This is a genomic window from Rhizobium album, assembly GCF_003122325.1.
Classification (GTDB): Bacteria; Pseudomonadota; Alphaproteobacteria; order Rhizobiales; family Rhizobiaceae; genus Metarhizobium; species Metarhizobium album.
This window is the reverse complement of record NZ_QFBC01000005.1, coordinates 328,105-348,040: the sequence shown is the minus strand read 5'-3', so window position 1 is coordinate 348,040 and position 19,936 is coordinate 328,105. Positions and strand designations below refer to the sequence as shown.

The following is a 19,936-nucleotide window of genomic DNA, read 5'->3' as shown; positions in this document are numbered from 1 at the left end:
AACCTAAATCCAGGCCATCCAATCAATTTTCGCGCTTGCTTCAAGGGCGCAACCGTCAGTCGCCTGCAGCAGTGCCGCCCTCGTTGGTGAGGCGGTTTATAAGGCCCTCACACCAAACAAGTCAACATCCAATCGTCAAAAAATTGAAACATTCTGAAAAGTGGCTGATTTTGTTGAGCTATTTTGATTTTTTACCCAACTTCACCTAACGGGAGACGGGCTTGCGGGGTCGGTATGGTTAACTTTTCCCGAATTTCCAGATGATGGCGCCTGTTTTGCTCGTGCACACCAACCACCGCGGAAGAAAAGAGCGTGAGAAACGAAATGCCGTTTCAATTGGCTGCGAGCAGGCCATGGTCCACAGGGCGGCGGCGGCCATCCGGCTTTTGCCTTCTGAACGTCAGCGACCGCAATGCCGGCATTTAGCAGCTGCTAATCGCGGTCATCCCGGCCTGCGAGAAACTCCGCATGCAGGGCGGAGAGCCGGTCTTCGATAAAATCCGCGAAAGCACGATCGGTGAGCGTGAACTTCGTCGCCGATCGCCGGCGATCGATCGATCCGATCGGCTGGCCGTCGCTGCCGGCAAGCACGCCTTCCGGCGTTACGCTTTCCAGTCCCGGCTTCGAGGCCGCGGCTTTCAGCATCTCGGCAAAACGATCGTCGCTTGTCCGCCCGGCAAATCCCCTCGCGTCCTTCAGGCGGCGCATGCGCGCAAGCGCCGTACCGTCCTCTTTCACCAGGCCGTAAAGTTTCAGCCATTTCGTCCGCCCGACTTTTGGCGCGGATCCGATGGCCGTGACGATGTCGTCGGGAATGGCTTCCAGCGTCGTGCGAAAGCGGCTGACGTCGGGTGCGTGCAGGGAGAGAGCCTCCATGGCAAAGGCGGTGGGATCGCGGCCGCTGTCGCGGGCGAACTGTTCGAGCCTGCGGGCGAACATCGCTTTTTCGATCCAGGAAAGATCCTGACGAGCGGAGTTTTCGATGCCTTGCGCGATCAGCAACTCGCCATCGGAAAGCTCGCGAACGATTGCCCGGACCTTCAGCCCCTGCCCCAAGGCCGCAATCGCCTTGACACGGCGGTGGCCATAGATGGTCTGGTACCGGTTCGGTTCGACGGGATGCGATCGCACCAGCACCGGCACCTCCTGCCCCGAACGGGCGATCGACTGCGCCAGCGCCTCGATCGCCTCGGCATCCTCGGCGCCGTCGATCCGATCAGGGAAGGGAGAAGGCGAAATCATCGCCGGGTCGATCTCGACCACCCTTCCCTCCTTGGTGATGTGTGCCAGCGTGTTCTTCAATGCGCCGACCGCGCCGGCGCTGACGCGCGGCTGGAAGTCTCCATCCCGCGGCGCCAGTGCCGGCGTTTCGATGGCTGCCGTCTTCTGCTCGGGTGCTGCAGCAGGCGCCGCCTGGCTTGTCATCAACGCACTCAGCATCGAATTGCGTGAGGAAGGTTTCTTGCTCATTTGCGGCCCCAGGCTTGTTTCATCAGGTCGAACACTTCGCCATTGGCGGCGCTGATCGATTCCAGCGCCCGGTTCAATGTCTCCCGGCCGATCGAGGTGCGCTCGATCTCGTAGAGGCTCTTGCGTTCGATGCTGGCATTGGCGATCGCCGTCGTCTCGACGATCGGATGTTTCAGGACGGCATCGGTGAACAGGCTGCGCAGCAGGGCGACGACATGCAGCTGCGGATGGTCGTTCGGGTCATGCCGGGTCAAGGCGAACTTGAGGAAGTCGTGCTCCAGCCGCCCGCCCGCCTCGCGGATGACACTCATCAGCTCGCCGGCCATCAGCAGGAACTGGCTCATCGACGCGACGTCGAGCATCGCCGGATGCACGGTGACCAGCACGCCGGTGGCGGCAAACAGAGCGCCAAGCGTCAGGAAGCCCAGTTGCGGCGGGCAGTCGATGACGACGACGTCATAAAGATCCTCGATTTCGCCAAGCGCTGCCGCCACCCGCTGGAAAAACAGTTCGGCCCCCGCCTCCCGGGTCGCCAGCGCCCGCGGCGTGTCGTGCTCGTATTCAGCCAGTTCGAGATTGGCGGGCACGAGGTCGATGCCTTCGAAATAGGTCTTGCGCACCACCTCCGCCATCGGCCGGCGTTCGGCATCATACCGCAGGGCGGCATAAAGCGTCTCGTTCTGGCCGACATCAAATTCCGGCTGGAGGCCGAACATGGACGTCAACGATGCCTGCGGATCGAGATCGATGGCGAGCACCCGCAATCCCTGCAAAGCGAGGTAATGTGTCAGATGCACGGAGGTCGTCGTTTTGCCGGAGCCGCCCTTGAAGTTCGAAACCGCAATCACCTGCAGCTTGTCGCCCGACCGGCGGCGCGGCATGATCTCGGCAGCATCGGCGGCATTGCTGCGGCGACCGGCAAAATGGGCGCGCAATGCGTTGACCTGCGCCAGGGTGAAGGCGCGCCGGCCGTTGGCGAGCCGTTGCGGCTCCGGCCCCGTGCCCGAAAGATCGATTGTGCGGATCGAGGACTCCGACAGCCCCAGCATCTGCGCCACCTCCAGCGTCGTGAATGTGCGCAACGTCTTGCGGGCTTCCGGCGGATAAAGCGCCAGGCGCAGGGCCGACAGCTTTTCCGACAGCAACTCCGAATAGCGGATGATCTTTTCCGGAGTCTCCTCGCGGGCGGCGGCTTGGTTCATGATGTCCGTTCCAGGCGTTCGATTGATGCTTTTTCGGCGCAATCGGGATAAAAACCGTCAACACAGGTATGAGGCAGCAGCCGCTGATTTGTCCAGTTTTTTTTGGTTAACAAAAGGTTAACGACCATCCCTTCCGCTCGGCCGATTTGCGCGGCTGCGGTTTGGACGATAGGGGAGGGGGAACTTCGCGGAGAGACCATGAGCATTGCGCCGGAACAATTCTGGCAGGACATCCTGCCGGCTGCCCAGGAAGAGGATACGGAATTCGACACCGCCTTTCCGGCCCACCTGGAAGACGGGCGACGGATTCTCCTGCCGATCCGGCCTCTTTCGGACGGCAAGCATGCACTCGCCTCCCTGATCATCAATCAGGCGAGTTTTCCGGTGCAGGACATGCTGGCTGCAGCGCTTGCGAAGAAACTGCGACCCTTTGCGCCCGATGTGGTGGTTGGCCTGCCGACGCTCGGCCTGACGCTGGCAGCAGCCGTTGCGCGCGTGCTCGGACATCCGCGCTATGTGCCGCTCGGTACGTCGCGAAAGTTCTGGTACGTGGACGAACTATCCGTACCGCTGTCATCGATCACCACGCCGGGGCAGGGCAAGCGGCTTTATATCGATCCGCGCATGTTGCCGCTGCTTCGTGGCCGACGCGTGGCATTGATCGACGACGTCATTTCCAGCGGCACCTCCATCGTGGCGGGCCTGGCGCTGATGGCGACCTGCGGCATCGAGATCGTTGCGATTGGCGCGGCGATGTTGCAATCGGAGCGCTGGAGGGACAAACTCGCGCTGGAGGCCTCCGGAGCGCTCAAGAACGTCCAGGGCGTGCTGACCACGCCGCTGCTCGTCAAAAGCGGAACCGGCCGCTGGCGGGCGCCCGGCTGATGCAATCCTGCGACAGTTTTCAACGGAAATGTTACTGAAGCGACAGAATGCCTCAAAGTCGCACGCAATGACGGTAAGATTTCAGATACCTCTTGAGTGGTAGTTTTCATCTGCGCCGGCATGAAGCCATGGCGTAGAAGAAGGCTGGCCATGTCGCTCGATTATAATTCCCTGCTGCTCGCCACCGGTTTTTCGGCCGGATGTCTCGGCGTGACGTTGCTCGGCAGCTGGGTTGCGGCGCGCACGGAACGTTTCCTCCTGTCCTGGGCTTGCGGCGCCTTTTGTATCGTCGCGACGGTTTTCACCTACAGCGCCTATGCGGAATATAACGCCCATGGTCTGCTGATCGCCACCTACATGTTTCTCACCGGCGGTTTTGCGTTAGTCTATGGCGCCGCCTATCAGTTTCGCGCGCATCGGTTGCCGATCCCGCGCGTGTTGCTTGCCCTCCTCATTCCCACCGTTGTCGCCATGCCCAGCATCGTCATGGAATGGACTGCCGTGACGATTATCCTGATGAATGTCTTTGCGACGATATTGCTGTTGCTGACGGCGCTGGAATATGTCCGAAACTACAAGGAAGCGCCGACACCCGTTCTGGCGCTTGCGGTGCTCTATTCCCTCATCAGCCTGTCTTTTGCCCTTTGTGCCACGGTGCTGATCGCCGATGGCAAGCTGGTTATTGCCGGGCCGCCGCAAAACTGGGCCGAGACCGTCAACCTGATCGCCTGCATCGCCGGCCTCAGCAGCATCGGCGCCCTGTCGTTCGGGCTGAACCAGTGGCGTCTGGCACAGGTACACAAGAAAGAAGCGACGACCGACGCCCTGACCGGCCTGCTCAACCGACGGGCCTTGTTCGATCGCTACAATAATAAGGCCATCGGTCCCGGCACTGCCGCCATTCTGTTCGATCTCGACATGTTCAAGTCCATCAACGATCGTTACGGCCATGCGGCCGGCGACGAGGTGCTGAAAGTCTTTGCCCGCCAGATGGAACTTCATTGCCGTACGACGGATGCGGCCGCACGGCTTGGCGGTGAAGAATTCGCGCTCGTGCTCGAAGGGGTGAAACCCGGTACGGCCGAACGAATTGCCGAAAACATCCGCACCGCCTTCGGCGGCTGCGATATCAATGTCGATGGCGGAACGATCCGCGGCACGGTGAGCGCCGGCGTCGCCTTCGGCACGGAGGCTGGCCTGTCGCTGGACGCCGTGCTGAACGCCTCCGACAAGGCGCTTTACGCCGCGAAACATGAAGGCCGGAACCGGGTCTCGGTCTCGAATTACCTCTGGGCTGTGTGATATTCGGTTCGCCGGCCGCTTCGCTCGCTTGAAACAAGCCGACTTTGAGCATAGATTGATAGATGAACGATCAATCTATGCCAGGAGTTTGCCATGGGAGCCGTTTCTTTCGATATTCCGGCAGCCCGCTTCAGCGATGAACAGGCGCCGTTTCTCTCGGCGCGGCGGGTTTCCGAACAGTTGGGCCTGACGCTGTCCGAGCTTGCGCGCCTTGCCGGCATCGCCCGCAACACGCTGACTGCAAAATCCAGTGCCCGCAAGGTCGATAGTGCGCTCAGCGCCATCGTCCGCATCATCGCCATGGCCAGCGAGATGGCCGGCGACGAAAAGCGCGCCGTCATCTGGTTCAAGCACCAGCCGATCCCCGGCTGGGCCGGCAAGACCGCTTATGATCTGGTCGGCGAAGGCAAGAGCGACAAGGTGCTTGCTTATCTCGAGGCTGTCCGCTCCGGTGTCTATGCGTGATCGTCGGAGCCGATCCGCTCAGGCTCTGGCGCGCCTACGTGCCGCGCTGGGCCTATATGCCCTTGTCTGGAGACGGCGCCGGCCGCTTCGGCGGCCGCTGGAATCCGGTTGGTGCCCCGACCATCTATGCAGCGCTGGAACTGTCCACCGCCTGGGCGGAATATAACCAGGGTTTCGTCCAGCATCCGGCGCTGATCGTCCAATTAGAATTAACAGATGCTAAACTCGCCGACCTGACCGACGCCGGCGAATGCAAGGCGCTCGGTATCGATAGCGCCATCCATGCCTGCGAGTGGCGCGACGATGTCGATGCCGGCCGCGTACCGCAGACCTATACCACCCGCGAAGCTCTCATCGCCGACGACTATCACGGCGTGATCTACCCCTCTTATATGTCGCCCGGCGGGACATGCCTTGCCTTGTGGCGGTGGAACGCCGCGAAAGGCCCGAAGCTTAGCGCAGTCGATCCGGATGCGCGCTTGCCGAAAACCCCGGCCTCCTGGGTCTGAGGATCAATCGGCAATCCGGTAGGGGAGGGGGCCACGCAAGGTGTGGTCAATGGTGAGCTTGCGCTTCAGCGGCGGCACGGCGCGGCTGGCACATTTCGTCCGCTCGCAGATACGGCACGAAATGCCGATCGGATCGAAGGCGCCGCGGCTGCCCATGTCCAGGCCGTCGGCATAAACGAAGTTCGCAGCATCTGATATCTCGCAACCGAGCGCAATGGCATAACTCGGCCGCGGCGCGCCAAAACTGCCGCCGCCCTTCGTCACCTGCGTCGCCAGACAGAGATAGCGTACGCCATCAGGCGTTTCCGCCAACTGGCGGATCATCCGTCCCGGCATCTCGAAGGCCTGATGCACGTTCCAGAGCGGACAGGCGGCGCCGAAGCGGGCGAACTGCAGCTTGGCGGCGCTGTGGCGCTTGGTGATGTTGCCGGCCCGGTCGATGCGGGCGAAAAAGATCGGGATGCCCTTGGCGCCCGGCCGCTGCAAGGTCGAGAGCCGGTGGCAGACCTGCTCCAGAGACGCGCCGAAGCGGGCTGCCAGCAATTCCAGATCGTGTCGCAACTCCCGCGCCGCCCTGAGGAACGGCTGGTAGGGGAGGGTGAGCGCGCCGGCGAAATAATTGTGCAGGCCGATGCGACAGATATCCGCGGCCTCCTGCGTCCGGAAACCGGCACCTGCTATCACCGTATCGATCTCCTTGCCGGCGTGCAGCTGGGCGATCTGCAGCGCGATCTGGAAATCGCGGGTGGGCGCGGGCGCATAAGGGCTGAGCGTCAGGATGCGGGATTTCGGATCGTAGCGGCGCAACTCCTCGCTATCGGCGGCACCGCGCACCACCCGCACGCCGTAGTGCCGCTCTATATATGTCGACATCAGCCCATGGCTGTCGCCTTCGCCGATGCCCAGCGCCGCCGCCAGCCGTTCGGCCAGGACATCGATGTCATGGATATAGTTGTCGACGAAATGGAAGAAGTCGCGGACTTCTTCATACGGTGTCGTCTCCGTCAGCGTTGCTGCATGGGTATCGTCGAAGCTGGCAAGCTGCTCGCTGTTGCGGCGATAGGCCTGGTGGACGCTGATCAGCGCATGGGCCAAACCCGGCGCATTCTGGGTGACCAGCTTCAGTTCCTGCAAGCTCGGCGAATAGTTTTCGAACAGCGGATCCGAGAGCGCCTCCGAGAGCGCCGACAACAGCCGATCGCCTTCGCCGGAGGAAAGATCGGCGATGTCGATCTGGAATTTCTCCGCCAGCGCCAGAAGCACCGAGGCGGAAACCGGCCGCTGGTTGTTTTCGATCTGGTTGAGATAGCTGGTGGAGATACCGATGCGTTCGGCGAACTGGCCCTGCGTCGCGCGGTTTGCCTCGCGCAGTTCCCGTACCTTCCTGCCGATGAAAAGTTTGCCGATCGCCATATTCGCAAATTCGCAATTTACAGTTTGCAATTTTGTACATTACGCTGTTGCACCTGATCAACTGTTTTGTTCCGCCGGTTGCGGCGCTATGGGAGACAGAGACATCCGGGCGCCGGCACAGGCGCACCGGAAACGAGACAATGAGAGGACAATCCATGCGCGCCATTCTCGCCGAGGTCGAAGCCCGCCGGGCCGAAGCAAGGCTCGGCGGCGGCCAGCGCCGCATCGACGCCCAGCACGCCAAGGGCAAGCTGACCGCCCGCGAGCGCATCGAGGTGCTGCTCGACGAGGGTTCTTTCGAGGAATACGACATGTACGTCACCCACCGGGCGACGGAATTCGGCATGGCGGAGCAGAAGGTTGCCGGCGATGGCGTCGTCACCGGCTGGGGCACGATCAACGGCCGGCAGGTCTATGTCTTCTCGCAGGATTTCACCGTGCTCGGCGGCTCGCTCTCCGAGACGCATGCCCAGAAGATCTGCAAGATCATGGATATGGCGCTTCGTAACGGCGCCCCGGTGATCGGCTTGAACGATTCCGGCGGCGCCCGCATCCAGGAGGGCGTGGATTCGCTCGCCGGTTATGCCGAGGTCTTCAAGCGCAACGTCGAGGCGTCCGGCATCGTGCCGCAGATTTCCGTGATCATGGGCCCCTGCGCCGGCGGCGCCGTCTATTCGCCTGCCATGACCGACTTCATCTTCATGGTGCGCGACTCGTCCTACATGTTCGTCACCGGCCCGGACGTGGTCAAGACCGTCACCAACGAGATCGTCACCGCCGAAGAACTGGGCGGCGCCCGCACCCACACGCAAAAATCTTCCGTCGCCGACGGCGCTTATGAAAACGATATCGAAACGCTGGAACAGGTCCGGCTGCTGTTCGATTACCTGCCGCTCAACAATCGCCAGAAGCCACCCGTCCGCCCGTTCCACGACGATCCGGCCCGCCTCGAAAACCGCCTGGACACGCTGATCCCCGACAGCTCCAACAAGCCTTACGACATGAAGGAGCTGATCCACGCGGTGGCCGACGAAGGCGAGTTCTTCGAGATCCAGGAAGCCTACGCCAAAAACATCGTCACCGGCTTCATCCGCATCGAAGGCGAAACGGTGGGCGTCGTCGCCAACCAGCCGATGGTGCTCGCCGGCTGCCTCGATATCGACAGTTCGCGCAAGGCCGCCCGTTTCGTGCGCTTCTGCGATGCCTTCTCGATCCCGATCCTGACGCTGGTCGACGTGCCGGGCTTCCTGCCGGGAACGGCGCAGGAATACGGCGGCGTCATCAAGCATGGCGCAAAGCTCCTGTTCGCCTATAGCCAGGCGACCGTGCCGATGGTGACGCTGATCACCCGCAAGGCTTATGGAGGCGCCTACGACGTGATGGCCTCGAAACACATCGGCGCCGACGTCAACTATGCCTGGCCGACCGCCGAAATCGCCGTGATGGGCGCCAAAGGCGCAACGGAAATCCTCTATCGTTCGGAGCTCGGCGACCCCGAAAAGATCGCAGCCCGCACCAAGGAATACGAAGAGCGTTTCGCCAATCCCTTCGTCGCCGCCGAACGCGGTTTCATCGACGAGGTGATCATGCCGCATTCCTCCCGCCGCCGCATCGCCCGCGCCTTCGCCTCGCTGAGGGGCAAGCAGCTGGATACGCGCTGGAAGAAGCACGATACGATCCCGCTGTGAGTGTTATATCATCCGGTATGAGATTGGCACACACAGCGATGGATAAAGACTGATGGCAGATATCCCCGAAATGACCCGGCATCGCGGGTTCCCGACCGGTTTCACCGGCATGAAATGGCAATTCACCATCCGGCGGGCCAATCCGAAGGTGACGAAACTCGCCGCCTGGCCGCGCAACAACGATCGCGACAAGAACGAGACGCTGGGCGATGCGGCCTTCCTGCACGCGCTCTGGCATTATTTCGGCACCGAACCGTTCGAGCGCGGCAATCTCGATGCCGGCCGGTTGTCGCGGCTGTTCGACAGGGAAGTCGTCCCGGCCGAAAAACCGTTCAACCCGTCCTCCTACCAGGCGATGCTGCAGATCAACGAGCGTGTGGCGCGGAAAAACTTCCCGCAGGCTTTCGAAGACGTGATGGAAATCTGACGCCATGGCCAAGACCCCCGAAATGCCAAAGCATCGTGGTTTCCCGGCAGGCCTGCTCGGCACCCAATGGCAATATACCCTGCGTCGGGCCAACCCAAAGCCGACGGTACTGAGCGCTTGGCCGCGGCACCGCACGATGGACCAGACGGTCGCGCTGGCCGACATCGGCTTCGTGGAGGCTGTGTGGCAGTATTTCGGCACGGAGCCGTTCCAGCGCGGCAATCTCGATGGCGAGCGGTTGTGCCGCTTGTTCGGCCGGGAAATCCTGCCGGCCGAGCGCGGTTTCGATCCCGCCTCCTACGAGGCGCTGCTGAAATTCAACGAACCACTGGCGCGCAAGAATTTTCCGGCCGCCTTCGAGAATACCAAGGAATCCTGACGCCATGTTCAAGAAGATCCTGATTGCCAACCGCGGCGAAATCGCCTGCCGGGTCATCAAGACGGCAAAAAAACTCGGCATCGCCACCGTCGCCGTCTATTCCGATGCCGACCGCGATGCCCTGCATGTGCGCATGGCCGACGAGGCCGTGCATATCGGCCCGGCGCCATCGTCGCAGTCCTATATCGTCATCGAGAAAATCATCGAAGCGATCCGCAAGACCGGTGCCGATGCCGTGCATCCGGGTTACGGCTTCCTCTCGGAGAACGCAGCCTTCGCCGAAGCGCTGGAGAAGGAAGGCGTGGCCTTCATCGGCCCGCCGGTCGGCGCCATCCAGGCGATGGGCGACAAGATCACCTCGAAGAAACTCGCGGCCGAAGCCGGCGTTTCCACCGTGCCCGGCCATATGGGCCTGATCGCCGATGCCGAAGAGGCGGTGACGATTTCGGCGTCCATCGGTTATCCCGTCATGATCAAGGCGTCCGCCGGCGGCGGCGGCAAGGGCATGCGTATCGCCTGGAACGACCAGGAGGCGCGCGAAGGGTTCCAGTCCTCGAAGAACGAGGCGAAATCCTCCTTCGGCGACGACCGCATCTTCATCGAAAAATTCGTAACCGAACCGCGCCACATCGAAATCCAGGTGCTGGGCGACAAGCACGGCACCGTGCTTTACCTCGGCGAGCGCGAATGCTCCATCCAGCGCCGTAACCAGAAAGTCATCGAAGAGGCGCCGTCGCCTTTCCTCGATCCCGCCACCCGCAAGGCCATGGGCGAGCAGGCGGTAGCGCTTGCGAAAGCCGTCGGTTACCATTCCGCCGGCACGGTGGAATTCATCGTCGACGGCAAGGCCAACAAATTCTACTTCCTGGAGATGAACACCCGCCTTCAGGTGGAGCATCCGGTGACGGAACTGATCACCGGCATCGACCTCGTCGAACAGATGATCCGCGTTGCCTCGGGCGAAAAACTCTCCTTCGGCCAGGATGACGTCAAGCTCAACGGCTGGGCGATCGAAAGCCGCCTCTATGCCGAAGACCCGTTCCGCAATTTCCTGCCCTCCATCGGACGGCTGACGCGCTATCGCCCGCCGGGCGAAGGCAAAACAAGCGACGGCACCATCGTGCGCAACGATACCGGCGTCTTCGAAGGCGGCGAAATCTCGATGTATTACGATCCGATGATCGCCAAGCTCTGCACCTGGGCGCCCGACCGTCTGACCGCCATCGATGCCATGAGCGCTGCGCTCGACGATTTCGAGGTGGAAGGCATCGGCCACAACCTGCCCTTCCTCTCCGCCGTCATGCAGGACGAACGGTTTCGCGCCGGACGCCTGACGACCGCCTTCATCGCCGAAGAATTCCCGGAAGGTTTTCTCGGCGTCGAGCCGGGGGAGGGGGATCTGCGCAAGCTCGCGGCGATCGCCACCACCGTCAACCGGACGCTGCAGGCCCGCGCCGTGCAGATTTCCGGCACCATCGGCAACCACCGCCGCATCATCGGCCAGCACTGGGTGGTGAAGCTCGCCGACCAGGAATTCCCCGTCACGCTGGAAACCTCCGCTGACGGCACCGCCGTCGTCTTTGCCGATGGCGGAAGGATCACGGTCGCCGGTGGCTGGCTGCCGGGCCAGACGCACGCACATTTCACCATCGACGGCGCGCCGCTCGGCATCAAGGTCGGACGGGCCGGCACCGGCATCCGCCTGCGCTGGCGCGGCATGGACGTCGTCGCCCATGTCCGCGAGCCGCGCGTCGCCGCCCTTGCCCGGCTGATGCCGGTCAAGCTGCCGCCGGATACCTCGAAGATGCTGCTCTGCCCGATGCCGGGCGTCATCACATCCGTTGCCGTTTCCGGCGGCGATCAGGTCGAGGCCGGCCAGGCACTGGCCACCGTCGAGGCGATGAAGATGGAAAACATTTTGCGCGCCGAGAAGCGGGGCGTGGTGAAGCGGGTTGCCGTTGCCGCTGGGCAGAGCCTTGCGGTCGACGAACTGATCATGGAATTCGAGTGATGTGGTCAGTCGCTGCCCAGACGCTGCAGCATACGCCGCTGGTGGTCTTGGCCGCCGAAGAACACCGCAAGGATGCGCACGGTTTTCGCGGTGTCATCGACGTCGAAATAAAATATGGCCCGGTTCTTGGTGACGTGGCGCAGTCTCGAACTGAGATCTGCATGCAGCGTTCCCTGATGCGGCGCCAGCGCCAAGCTGTTCATGTCCGACCACAGGGCCGCGATGCGTTGCGTGGCGCGTTCGAATGCCTCCGGCACAGAGTCGCCAATTGTCAGGTAGGACTCAAACACATGGTCGAAAACGATGTCGATATCCCGTTCAATCGCCGGCGAGCGGACTATCCTATAGGCCAAGTTCGGCCTTCTTTCTTGCGATCATGGCATCGATCTGCCTGTCGCTCTCTTCCATCGTCAGGAATTCGCCGTTCATACGGTCCAGCAGCAGCTTCTTCAGCGCCGCAAGCTCGGCATCCTTCAATTCCGTCTCTTCGCGAACCAGTTCCAGCCCGCGCTGGACCACCGCGCTCAGGCTTGCATAACGCCCGTCCTCGACGAGCTTGCGCGCAAAACTCTCCTGTTGATTGGAGATGGAGACCGAGGTTTTTACGACCATATCAGATAACTCCTGTCTTCTCTAAATTTTACTACTGAGTAGCACTCCGGTCAAGATCGACCGCAGCGCCGGGCATTCGTCCAAGTTGAATCCAGCGCTCTCAGGCGCAATCCATGTCGAGGAAAAACGATGTCGGAAAAAACCGTTCAGGACTGGGCCGCACTGGCCGAGAAGGAATTGAAGGCCTCGCCGGAAACGCTCGTCTGGCATACGCCCGAAGGCATCGACGTCAAGCCGCTCTATACGGCCGACGATCTGGCCGGCATGGACCACCTGAATTCGCTGCCCGGCTTCAAGCCCTTCGTTCGCGGCCCGCGCGCCACCATGTATGCCGGCCGCCCCTGGACGATCCGGCAATATGCCGGCTTCTCCACCGCGGAAGAGTCGAACGCCTTCTACCGCCGTAACCTCGCGGCCGGCCAGAAAGGCCTGTCGGTCGCCTTCGACCTCGCCACCCATCGCGGTTACGACTCGGACCACCCGCGTGTGGTCGGCGATGTCGGCAAGGCGGGTGTGGCGATCGACTCGGTCGAGGACATGAAGATCCTCTTCGACGGCATTCCGCTCAAGGAGATGTCCGTGTCGATGACCATGAACGGCGCCGTCATCCCGATCCTCGCCAATTTCATCGTCGCCGGCGAGGAGCAGGGCTGTTCGCGGGCGGAACTTTCGGGAACGATCCAGAACGATATCCTCAAGGAGTTCATGGTTCGCAACACCTATATCTATCCGCCGGAACCCTCGATGCGGATCATTGCCGACATCATCGAGTACACGTCGAAGGAAATGCCGAAGTTCAACTCCATCTCCATTTCCGGCTACCACATGCAGGAAGCCGGGGCGACGCTGGTACAGGAACTGGCCTTCACGCTGGCCGACGGCCGCGAATATGTCCGCGCCGCGCTCGACAAAGGGCTGAATGTCGACGATTTCGCCGGCCGGCTGTCCTTCTTCTTCGCCATCGGCATGAACTTCTTCATGGAAGCCGCAAAATTGCGCGCCGCACGCCTGCTCTGGTCGCGGATCATGGAGGAATTCCAGCCGACAAAGGCGTCGTCGCTGATGCTGCGCACCCATTGCCAGACATCGGGCGTCTCGCTGCAGGAGCAGGACCCCTACAACAACGTCATCCGCACCGCCTATGAGGCGCTTTCGGCGGCCCTTGGCGGCACCCAGTCGCTGCACACCAACGCGCTTGACGAGGCGATCGCCCTGCCGACGGATTTTTCCGCCCGCATCGCCCGCAACACCCAGTTGATCCTGCAGCACGAGACCGGCGTCACCAAGGTCGTCGATCCGCTCGCCGGCTCCTACTACGTCGAAAGCCTGACCAACGACCTCGCCACCAAGGCGTGGGAGCTGATCGAACAGGTGGAAGCCATGGGCGGGATGACCCGCGCCGTCGCCGAAGGCCTGCCGAAGCGGCTGATCGAGGAGGCCGCCACCCGCCGCCAGGCCGCCGTCGACCGCGGCGAAGAAGTGATCGTCGGCGTCAACAAGTACCGCCTGGAAACCGAGGACCAGCTCGACATCCTCGAAGTCGACAATGCCGCCGTGCGCAATGCCCAGATCCGCCGCCTCGAAGACACCAAGCGGCGCCGCGATTCCCGGCGTGCCGCCGCAGCCCTCGAAGCCCTGACCGACGTCGCCCGCTCCGGCACCGGCAACCTGCTCGCCGCCGCCGTCGAGGCCGCCCGCGAGCGCGCCACGGTCGGCGAGATCTCCGATGCCATGCGCGCCGTCTTCAACGACCATACCGCCGTTCCCGTCGTCGTGCGCGATGTCTACGGCCCGGCCTACGACAAGGACCCCGAATATCAGAACCTCGTCGCCCGCATCGACGATTTTGCTGCCGAGCTGAAACGCCGGCCGAAGATCATGGTCGCCAAGCTCGGCCAGGACGGCCATGACCGTGGCGCCAAGATCATCGCTTCGGCCTTCGGCGACATCGGTTTCGAAGTCTTGGCCGGCCCGCTGTTCCAGACGCCGGAGGAGGCGGCCGACCTCGCGATCGCCAGCAAGGTGCATGTCGTCGGCATGTCGTCGCTGGCCGCCGGCCATAAGACGCTGGCACCGCAACTGGTCGAAGCCCTGAAGGCAAAGGGGGCGGAACACGTGATCGTCGTCGTCGGCGGCGTCATCCCGCGGCAGGACTACCAGTACCTGCTCGACCACGGCGTCTCGGCGGTTTTCGGTCCGGGGACCAACGTGCTCGAAGCGGCACGCGCGGTGCTGGATCTGATGCAGGGGCGGCTGCGCAACGCTTGACCCTTTTGCCGCCTGGTTCGAATTCAGGATGGAGGAGCGGCCTGATCGCCGCCCCGGAAACTGGAAAGGCAAGAGCTTCTCTTTGAAACCAGCCTGCCAAAACACGATCCAGCCTCCTGCTGAGGCTTTTCCTGATGACCTATGTCCGACGCAACCGGACTACGCCGTATGGCGATTTTGCAAAAACGACGTGCGAAAACAAGGAAATACGGCATTTTCAACAATGCCCCGTTTTCACAGGACTTGCCGCACGCACGAGGGCGAATCTGAAAGATCGCGATACACGTCAGGCATTTGCGGATGCTGCACCTGACGATTTCCTACCGATCATCGAACTGCCATTTCCTTGTCTCCCAAATTGCTATATTTATATCCGAACTAGTTAGTACATATGGGGAGGCTGCCGTGAAAACCTCTATCGCCACGGTGTCGGTCAGCGGGGAACTGGACGAAAAACTTGCCGCGATTGCCGCAGCGGGTTTCGATGGCGTCGAAATCTTCGAGAACGACCTGCTTGTTTTCGACAAGAGCCCGCAGGAAGTGGCACGTATCGTCCGCGATCAAGGCCTGGAAATCACCCTGTTCCAGCCGTTCCGCGATTTCGAAGGCATGCCCGAACCGCAGCGCAGCCGCAACTTCGACCGGGCCGAGCGGAAATTCGATATCATGCAGGAACTCGGAACGGATCTTGTGCTGGTCTGCTCGAATGTCTCCCCGGTCGCGCTCGGCGGCCTCGACCGGGCTGCGGCCGATTTTCACGCGCTTGGGGAACGGGCCGCAAGGCGCGGCCTGCGGATCGGCTACGAAGCGCTCGCCTGGGGACGCCATATCAACGACCACCGTGACGCCTGGGAAATTGTCCGGCGCGCCGGCCATGCCAATGTCGGGCTGATCCTCGACAGTTTTCATACGCTGGCGAGAAAGATCGAGGTCAACTCCATCCGCTCGATCCCGAAGGAGAAGATCTTCATCGTCCAGCTGGCGGATGCGCCGCTGATCGACATGGATCTGCTCTATTGGAGCAGGCATTACAGGAACATGCCGGGAGAGGGCGATCTGCCGGTCAGCGATTTCACCCGCGCCGTCGCGGCCACCGGATATGACGGCTATTTTTCGCTGGAGATCTTCAACGACCAGTTCCGGGGCGGCTCGACGCGGATGATCGCCGCCGATGGCCGGCGGTCGCTGGTCTATCTCGGCGACCAGGTGCGCCGGATCGAACCGGACGCCGCCCTGACGCTGCCGCATCTGCCGGACCGGATCGAGGTGGAAGATTTCGTCTTCATCGAGTTTGCCGCCGACGAAGACGAGGCGCAGCAGATGATCGCGCTGTTGCGCGTACTCGGTTTCCGCAAGGTCGCCCGGCATGCCAGCAAATCGGTCGTCGTCTACCAGCAGGGCCGCATTCGCATCGTCGTCAACACCGAGAGCGTCGGTTTTGCCAATGCCGCCTTCAACGTGCACGGCACGACGGCTTATGCGGTGGGGCTGAAAGTCGCCGATGCCCGGGCGGCGGTGTTGCGGGCAGTGGGCCTCGGCGCTGAGGAGTTTACCCAGCAACCCGGTCCCGGCGAAACAAAGCTGCCGGGCGTTTTCGGCCCGGGCGGCGGCGTCTACTATTTCCTGGACCATGGCGAAGACCTGGAAAATATCTGGACGACGGAATTTGTGGCAGAGAACGAAAATGCGCCAACACTGCCGGCGGGGCTCGCCAGCATCGACCACATCGCCCAGACCGTCCGATATGACGAGTTGCTGTCGACGGTGCTGTTCTACACCTCGCTCTTCAAGACGGAGAAAACGCCGGTGGTAGACATCATCGATCCCGCCGGCGTCGTGCGCAGCCAGGTGGTGGCGAACGAGACGGGAAGCATGCGGATCACCCTGAACGGCGCCGAAAACCACCGGACGCTTGCCGGCCATTTCATCACCGAAAATTTCGGCCCCAGCATCCAGCACGTGGCATTTCACACCGACGACATCCTGGCGACGGCCGTGGCCCTTGCAACCAATGGCTTCCGGCCGCTGCAGATCAGCCGCAACTATTACGACGACATCGAGGCCCGGTTCGGACTGGAGCCCGATTTCGCCGAAACGCTCAGGGCCAACAACATCCTCTACGACCGGGACGAAGGCGGAGACTATTTCCAGCTCTACAGCCCGGTTTACGGCGAAGGTTTCTTCTTCGAGATCGTCCAGCGACGCGGTTATCGCGGCTACGGCGCGCCCAACGCGATTTTCCGCATCGCCGCGCAGAAGCGGCACATGCGACCCGAAACGATGCCGCGCAGTTGACCGGCAGCATTTCGTGAGGCTATCCATGACGGCGAGGACGAGCATGATTTTCAGAAAGCGAACGGCACAGTGAACCTTGCGCAGACACGCGTGGGACGCAAGAACGACCCTGATGGCACGAAGGAAAACATCCTGCAGGTTGCGACGGAAGAATTCGTCGATGCCGGATTTTCGGGCGCCCGCGTCGATACCATCGCCGAAAAGACCAAGACCTCAAAGCGCATGCTGTATTATTACTTCGGCAGCAAGGAAGGCCTCTATCTCGCCGTCCTGGAACGCGCCTATGCCAAGATCCGGTCGCTGGAAAGCCGCCTCGACCTGGAAAATCTCGAGCCGGAAGAGGCGATGCGCAGCCTGATCACCAGCACCTTCGACCACGACGACGCCAATCCCGATTTCGTTCAGCTGGTCAGCATCGAGAATATCCACCGCGCCGAACACCTGAAAAGTTCCGACGTGCTGCGGCGGACCAATTCCGGCGCCATCGATATCATCGCCGCCATCCTGGCCCGCGGCGAGGCCAGCGGCGCCTTCCGGCGCAAGGTCGATCCCGTCGACCTGCACCAGATGATCAGCGCCGCCTGTTTTTTCCGGGTCTCGAACCGGCATACTTTCGGTGCGATCTTCAATCGCGACTTGATGAACGATGAACTCAAGGCCCGGCACCGGCAGATGATCTGCGACATGATCCTCGCCTATCTCCGGTCCTGACCACCGGGCTCTCCGCAACCCTTCGACATAACTGCGATTTTGTCGATCGTGCTCCGGTTTGGGCGCGCCGCCGCCCTTCCATTCCTTCTTGAGCCACCGCACGAAAATGCCACTTGCTGGGAAAAGCCTTTTACGGCAATTGACTTTACTAACCAGTTCGTACATTTTGACAACGAGGATTATGCCGGGATGGATCGGCAGGGTTTGGGTGGAGTTTTTCTTCGGTGGCAGAAACAAGGACGCGGGCTGTTCACGTAGGCCTGATCGGCAGCGATATCGGCAGGTCGCGTACGCCCGCCATGCATGTCCGCGAAGGGCACATGAACGGCATCGACTATCGATACGACCTGATCGATCTGTCGGCGCTGGGTCTCGGCGTCGATGCGCTGCCGCAGCTGATGGACAAGGTCCAGCATGAAGGTTTCGCCGGCCTCAACATCACCCATCCCTGCAAGCAAGCGGCAACGCAGTTCGTCGACGAACTCTCCATGGACGCGGCCGTTCTCGGCGCCATCAACACCGTTACGTTCACCAACGGCCGCCGGGTCGGCCACAACACCGACTGGTCGGGCTTTTCCAAGGGTTTTTGGCGCGGGCTTCCGGATGTGCAGGTCGATGAGGTCGTGTTGATCGGCGCCGGCGGCGCCGGCCTCGCCGTGGCCCATGCACTGGCGACCATGGGGGCGCGGAGGGTGCATGTCTTCGACCTCGACGCAAGCCGGACGGAGGCGCTGATCCTGCAACTGGCGACCAAACATCCCGGCTGCACCTTCAGACCGGGTCTCGACATGGCGCAGGCGCTGCGGGGCGCAGACGGGCTGGTGCATGCCACGCCGACGGGCATGGCCTCCCATCCCGGCCTGCCGCTCGATGTCAGCCTGCTGCAGCCCCGGCACTGGGTTGCGGAGATCGTCTATTTTCCGCTGGAAACGGCGCTTCTGACCGAAGCCGCCAAGCGTGGCTGCCGGGTGGTGAATGGCGGCGGCATGGCCGTGTACCAGGCCGTCGGCGCCTTCGAACTCTTCACCGGCATCGCACCCGATGCCGAACGCATGATCCGGCATTTCGGCTCCCTCGGCGAGGGAGGGGGCATCTAGATTTCCGTTCTCCCGTCAGGAGGGGCGGAGAAACGAAAATGAAAGTATCGCATGAGAAACGCCGCTTGGCGGCTTAAAAGGCCTCGATGGCCATGGGAGGAGACCACATGACACTGAAAATGACACTCGCAATCGCCGCATCGCTCGTTGCAGGCCTTGCCGCATCCGCCGCCTATGCCGAAAGCAAGGGCTCCGTCGTCGTCTTCGTGCCATCGAGCACCAACCCCTATATCGGCCAGTTCCAGCTGGGCGCCAAGGACAAGGCCAAGGAACTCGGCTACGACGTCAAGGTGATCGAAAACAACTTCAACCAGGCCGAGCAGGACAGCCAGGTGCAGCAGCAGCTTGCGTCCGGCGAACAGGTTGCCGGTTATGTCTGGTGGCCGTTCGAAAATGCCGCCGGCGTCGCTTCGCTGCGGGCGCTATCGCAGTCCGGCGCGCCCGTCATCGTCTCCAACCAGTATCCGATCAAGGGTACGGAAGCCTTCTGGACCGCCTATGCCGGCGCCAACGACTTCCTGAGCGGCAAGACCGCCGCCGAGATCCTGCTGGAAGCATGCGCCAAGGCCGAGATCAAGTGCGACAAGGGCGCCATCATCCGTTTCCCGGCCGGCGTTTCTGCGGGTGACGACCGCGCCACCGGTTTCCAGGATGCGGTCAAGGGCAAGCTGACCGTGCTCGACGTCGTCCCGACCGCAGGCTTCCTCGAAGACGAGGGCTACAAGGTCGCAGCCCAGATCATCCCCGCCCACAAGGGCGAACTGACCTGGCTCTATACGGAAAACGATTCGCTCGCAGGCGCGGCAGCACAAGCGGCAAAGGAAAACGGCCTGACACCGGGCAAGGACATCTTCATCGTCGGCGGCACGTGCCATGGCGATTCCAAGCATGTGAAGAGCGGTGAAATCGCCGGCACGGCAATCCAGTCCGGTTATTGGGAAGGCTGGATGGCGGTGCAGGCGCTCGGCAAATATGTCGCGCAGGGCAAGGTCGTCGACGGCGAGAAATACCTGGAGGGCACGCCGGACGCCGCCCCCTCGGATGCCGATCCGCTCTACAAGTACAATTTCCTGCCGAACCCGGCTGTCGGAAATACGCAGGCCGCTTATGATGCCGCCAAGCTTTGGGGCAAGACCGCGGACCAGCTCTGCAATTTCTGATACCTGCTGCGTCGCGCCAAGGCGCGACGCCTTTCTACCGGG

Annotated in this window: 19 protein-coding genes; 14 read left to right on the top strand and 5 right to left on the bottom strand. The window is 62.0% G+C overall.

Annotation, left to right across the window (positions count from 1 at the left end; translation table 11 throughout):
* On the top strand, window positions 1-209 hold a 209-nt coding region (locus tag DEM27_RS34360), incomplete at its 5' end, for a hypothetical protein (protein ID WP_205908902.1).
* 223 nt (window positions 210-432) lie between these two features.
* Here DEM27_RS34360 and repB read toward each other — a convergent pair.
* Window positions 433-1,470 carry a plasmid partitioning protein RepB gene (repB, locus tag DEM27_RS14505; RefSeq protein ID WP_109458950.1) on the bottom strand — a complete coding sequence of 346 codons (1,038 nt, stop codon included), beginning with the start codon at window positions 1,468-1,470 and terminating at the stop codon, window positions 433-435.
* Complete coding sequence (gene repA / locus DEM27_RS14500; RefSeq protein ID WP_109458949.1) at window positions 1,467-2,672, bottom strand: plasmid partitioning protein RepA; 1,206 nt, start codon at window positions 2,670-2,672, stop codon at window positions 1,467-1,469. The genes repB and repA overlap by 4 nt, the downstream gene beginning before the upstream one ends.
* 198 nt (window positions 2,673-2,870) lie before the next feature.
* Between repA and DEM27_RS14495 the strand changes: the two genes are divergently transcribed.
* The 4 genes from DEM27_RS14495 to DEM27_RS14480 all read left to right on the top strand — a co-directional run bounded on the left by DEM27_RS14495 (window position 2,871) and on the right by DEM27_RS14480 (window position 5,833).
* Window positions 2,871-3,557: a phosphoribosyltransferase gene (locus DEM27_RS14495; protein WP_109458948.1), complete on the top strand. Its 687-nt coding sequence runs from the start codon at window positions 2,871-2,873 to the stop codon at window positions 3,555-3,557.
* A 150-nt stretch (window positions 3,558-3,707) separates the two neighbouring features.
* Entirely contained in the window at window positions 3,708-4,859 is a 1,152-nt protein-coding gene (locus tag DEM27_RS14490) for a GGDEF domain-containing protein (RefSeq protein ID WP_109458947.1), read from the top strand.
* 93 nt (window positions 4,860-4,952) lie between these two features.
* Complete coding sequence (locus DEM27_RS14485; protein ID WP_109458946.1) at window positions 4,953-5,324, top strand: antitoxin Xre/MbcA/ParS toxin-binding domain-containing protein; 372 nt, start codon at window positions 4,953-4,955, stop codon at window positions 5,322-5,324.
* Complete coding sequence (locus tag DEM27_RS14480; protein ID WP_280954515.1) at window positions 5,321-5,833, top strand: RES family NAD+ phosphorylase; 513 nt, start codon at window positions 5,321-5,323, stop codon at window positions 5,831-5,833. The genes DEM27_RS14485 and DEM27_RS14480 overlap by 4 nt, the downstream gene beginning before the upstream one ends.
* Window positions 5,834-5,836: 3 nt before the next feature.
* Here the strand turns inward: DEM27_RS14480 and DEM27_RS14475 are convergent, their stop codons facing one another.
* Window positions 5,837-7,246, bottom strand: a complete 1,410-nt coding sequence (locus DEM27_RS14475; RefSeq protein WP_109458945.1) for a helix-turn-helix domain-containing protein — start codon at window positions 7,244-7,246, stop codon at window positions 5,837-5,839.
* A 155-nt stretch (window positions 7,247-7,401) separates the two neighbouring features.
* Between DEM27_RS14475 and DEM27_RS14470 the strand changes: the two genes are divergently transcribed.
* The 4 genes from DEM27_RS14470 to DEM27_RS14455 are packed head-to-tail and all read left to right on the top strand — an operon-like array spanning window position 7,402 to window position 11,751.
* Entirely contained in the window at window positions 7,402-8,934 is a 1,533-nt protein-coding gene (locus tag DEM27_RS14470; RefSeq protein ID WP_109458944.1) for an acyl-CoA carboxylase subunit beta, read from the top strand.
* 52 nt (window positions 8,935-8,986) lie between these two features.
* Window positions 8,987-9,361, top strand: a complete 375-nt coding sequence (locus DEM27_RS14465) for a hypothetical protein (RefSeq protein WP_109458943.1) — start codon at window positions 8,987-8,989, stop codon at window positions 9,359-9,361.
* Window positions 9,362-9,365: 4 nt separating this feature from the next.
* On the top strand, window positions 9,366-9,740 hold the full coding sequence (locus DEM27_RS14460) for a hypothetical protein (RefSeq protein ID WP_109458942.1): 375 nt from the start codon (window positions 9,366-9,368) through the stop codon (window positions 9,738-9,740).
* Between the two features lie 4 nt (window positions 9,741-9,744).
* Window positions 9,745-11,751 carry an acetyl-CoA carboxylase biotin carboxylase subunit gene (locus DEM27_RS14455; RefSeq protein ID WP_109458941.1) on the top strand — a complete coding sequence of 669 codons (2,007 nt, stop codon included), beginning with the start codon at window positions 9,745-9,747 and terminating at the stop codon, window positions 11,749-11,751.
* 5 nt (window positions 11,752-11,756) lie between these two features.
* Here the strand turns inward: DEM27_RS14455 and DEM27_RS14450 are convergent, their stop codons facing one another.
* Window positions 11,757-12,104, bottom strand: coding sequence for a type II toxin-antitoxin system RelE/ParE family toxin (locus DEM27_RS14450; RefSeq protein ID WP_109458940.1), 348 nt, complete (start codon window positions 12,102-12,104; stop codon window positions 11,757-11,759).
* Window positions 12,094-12,363: a ribbon-helix-helix domain-containing protein gene (locus DEM27_RS14445; protein ID WP_109458939.1), complete on the bottom strand. Its 270-nt coding sequence runs from the start codon at window positions 12,361-12,363 to the stop codon at window positions 12,094-12,096. Before DEM27_RS14445 ends, DEM27_RS14450 begins: the two co-directional genes overlap by 11 nt.
* A 129-nt stretch (window positions 12,364-12,492) precedes the next feature.
* On the opposite strand from DEM27_RS14445, the gene scpA reads away from it, so the two are divergent.
* From scpA to DEM27_RS14420, 5 genes are all read left to right on the top strand, one after another.
* Window positions 12,493-14,631, top strand: a complete 2,139-nt coding sequence (scpA, locus tag DEM27_RS14440; protein ID WP_109458938.1) for a methylmalonyl-CoA mutase — start codon at window positions 12,493-12,495, stop codon at window positions 14,629-14,631.
* Window positions 14,632-15,036: 405 nt separating this feature from the next.
* Window positions 15,037-16,926, top strand: a complete 1,890-nt coding sequence (locus DEM27_RS14435) for a bifunctional sugar phosphate isomerase/epimerase/4-hydroxyphenylpyruvate dioxygenase family protein (protein WP_109458937.1) — start codon at window positions 15,037-15,039, stop codon at window positions 16,924-16,926.
* Between the two features lie 90 nt (window positions 16,927-17,016).
* The gene (locus tag DEM27_RS14430) at window positions 17,017-17,637 is read left to right on the top strand and encodes a TetR/AcrR family transcriptional regulator (protein ID WP_245445835.1); all 621 of its coding nucleotides are present in this window, start codon (window positions 17,017-17,019) and stop codon (window positions 17,635-17,637) included.
* 224 nt (window positions 17,638-17,861) lie between these two features.
* Window positions 17,862-18,734, top strand: coding sequence for a shikimate dehydrogenase (locus tag DEM27_RS14425; protein WP_109458935.1), 873 nt, complete (start codon window positions 17,862-17,864; stop codon window positions 18,732-18,734).
* Window positions 18,735-18,841: 107 nt separating this feature from the next.
* A complete protein-coding gene (locus DEM27_RS14420) occupies window positions 18,842-19,894 on the top strand; it encodes a sugar ABC transporter substrate-binding protein (protein WP_165823432.1) in 1,053 nt (350 codons plus the stop codon).
* Window positions 19,895-19,936: the final 42 nt, after the last annotated feature.

Excerpts from the sequence above, each read along its gene's own strand:
- DEM27_RS14455 (WP_109458941.1), top strand. The coding sequence starts at position 9,745 with ATGTTCAAGAAGATCCTGATTGCCAACCGCGGCGAAATCGCCTGCCGG.
- DEM27_RS14475 (WP_109458945.1), bottom strand. The coding sequence starts at position 7,246 with ATGGCGATCGGCAAACTTTTCATCGGCAGGAAGGTACGGGAACTGCGC.
- DEM27_RS14460 (WP_109458942.1), top strand. The coding sequence starts at position 9,366 with ATGGCCAAGACCCCCGAAATGCCAAAGCATCGTGGTTTCCCGGCAGGC.
- DEM27_RS14485 (WP_109458946.1), top strand. The coding sequence starts at position 4,953 with ATGGGAGCCGTTTCTTTCGATATTCCGGCAGCCCGCTTCAGCGATGAA.
- DEM27_RS14465 (WP_109458943.1), top strand. The coding sequence starts at position 8,987 with ATGGCAGATATCCCCGAAATGACCCGGCATCGCGGGTTCCCGACCGGT.
- DEM27_RS14420 (WP_165823432.1), top strand. The coding sequence starts at position 18,842 with ATGACACTGAAAATGACACTCGCAATCGCCGCATCGCTCGTTGCAGGC.
- repB (WP_109458950.1), bottom strand. The coding sequence starts at position 1,470 with ATGAGCAAGAAACCTTCCTCACGCAATTCGATGCTGAGTGCGTTGATG.
- DEM27_RS14445 (WP_109458939.1), bottom strand. The coding sequence starts at position 12,363 with ATGGTCGTAAAAACCTCGGTCTCCATCTCCAATCAACAGGAGAGTTTT.
- DEM27_RS14470 (WP_109458944.1), top strand. The coding sequence starts at position 7,402 with ATGCGCGCCATTCTCGCCGAGGTCGAAGCCCGCCGGGCCGAAGCAAGG.
- repA (WP_109458949.1), bottom strand. The coding sequence starts at position 2,672 with ATGAACCAAGCCGCCGCCCGCGAGGAGACTCCGGAAAAGATCATCCGC.
- DEM27_RS14490 (WP_109458947.1), top strand. The coding sequence starts at position 3,708 with ATGTCGCTCGATTATAATTCCCTGCTGCTCGCCACCGGTTTTTCGGCC.
- DEM27_RS14495 (WP_109458948.1), top strand. The coding sequence starts at position 2,871 with ATGAGCATTGCGCCGGAACAATTCTGGCAGGACATCCTGCCGGCTGCC.
- scpA (WP_109458938.1), top strand. The coding sequence starts at position 12,493 with ATGTCGGAAAAAACCGTTCAGGACTGGGCCGCACTGGCCGAGAAGGAA.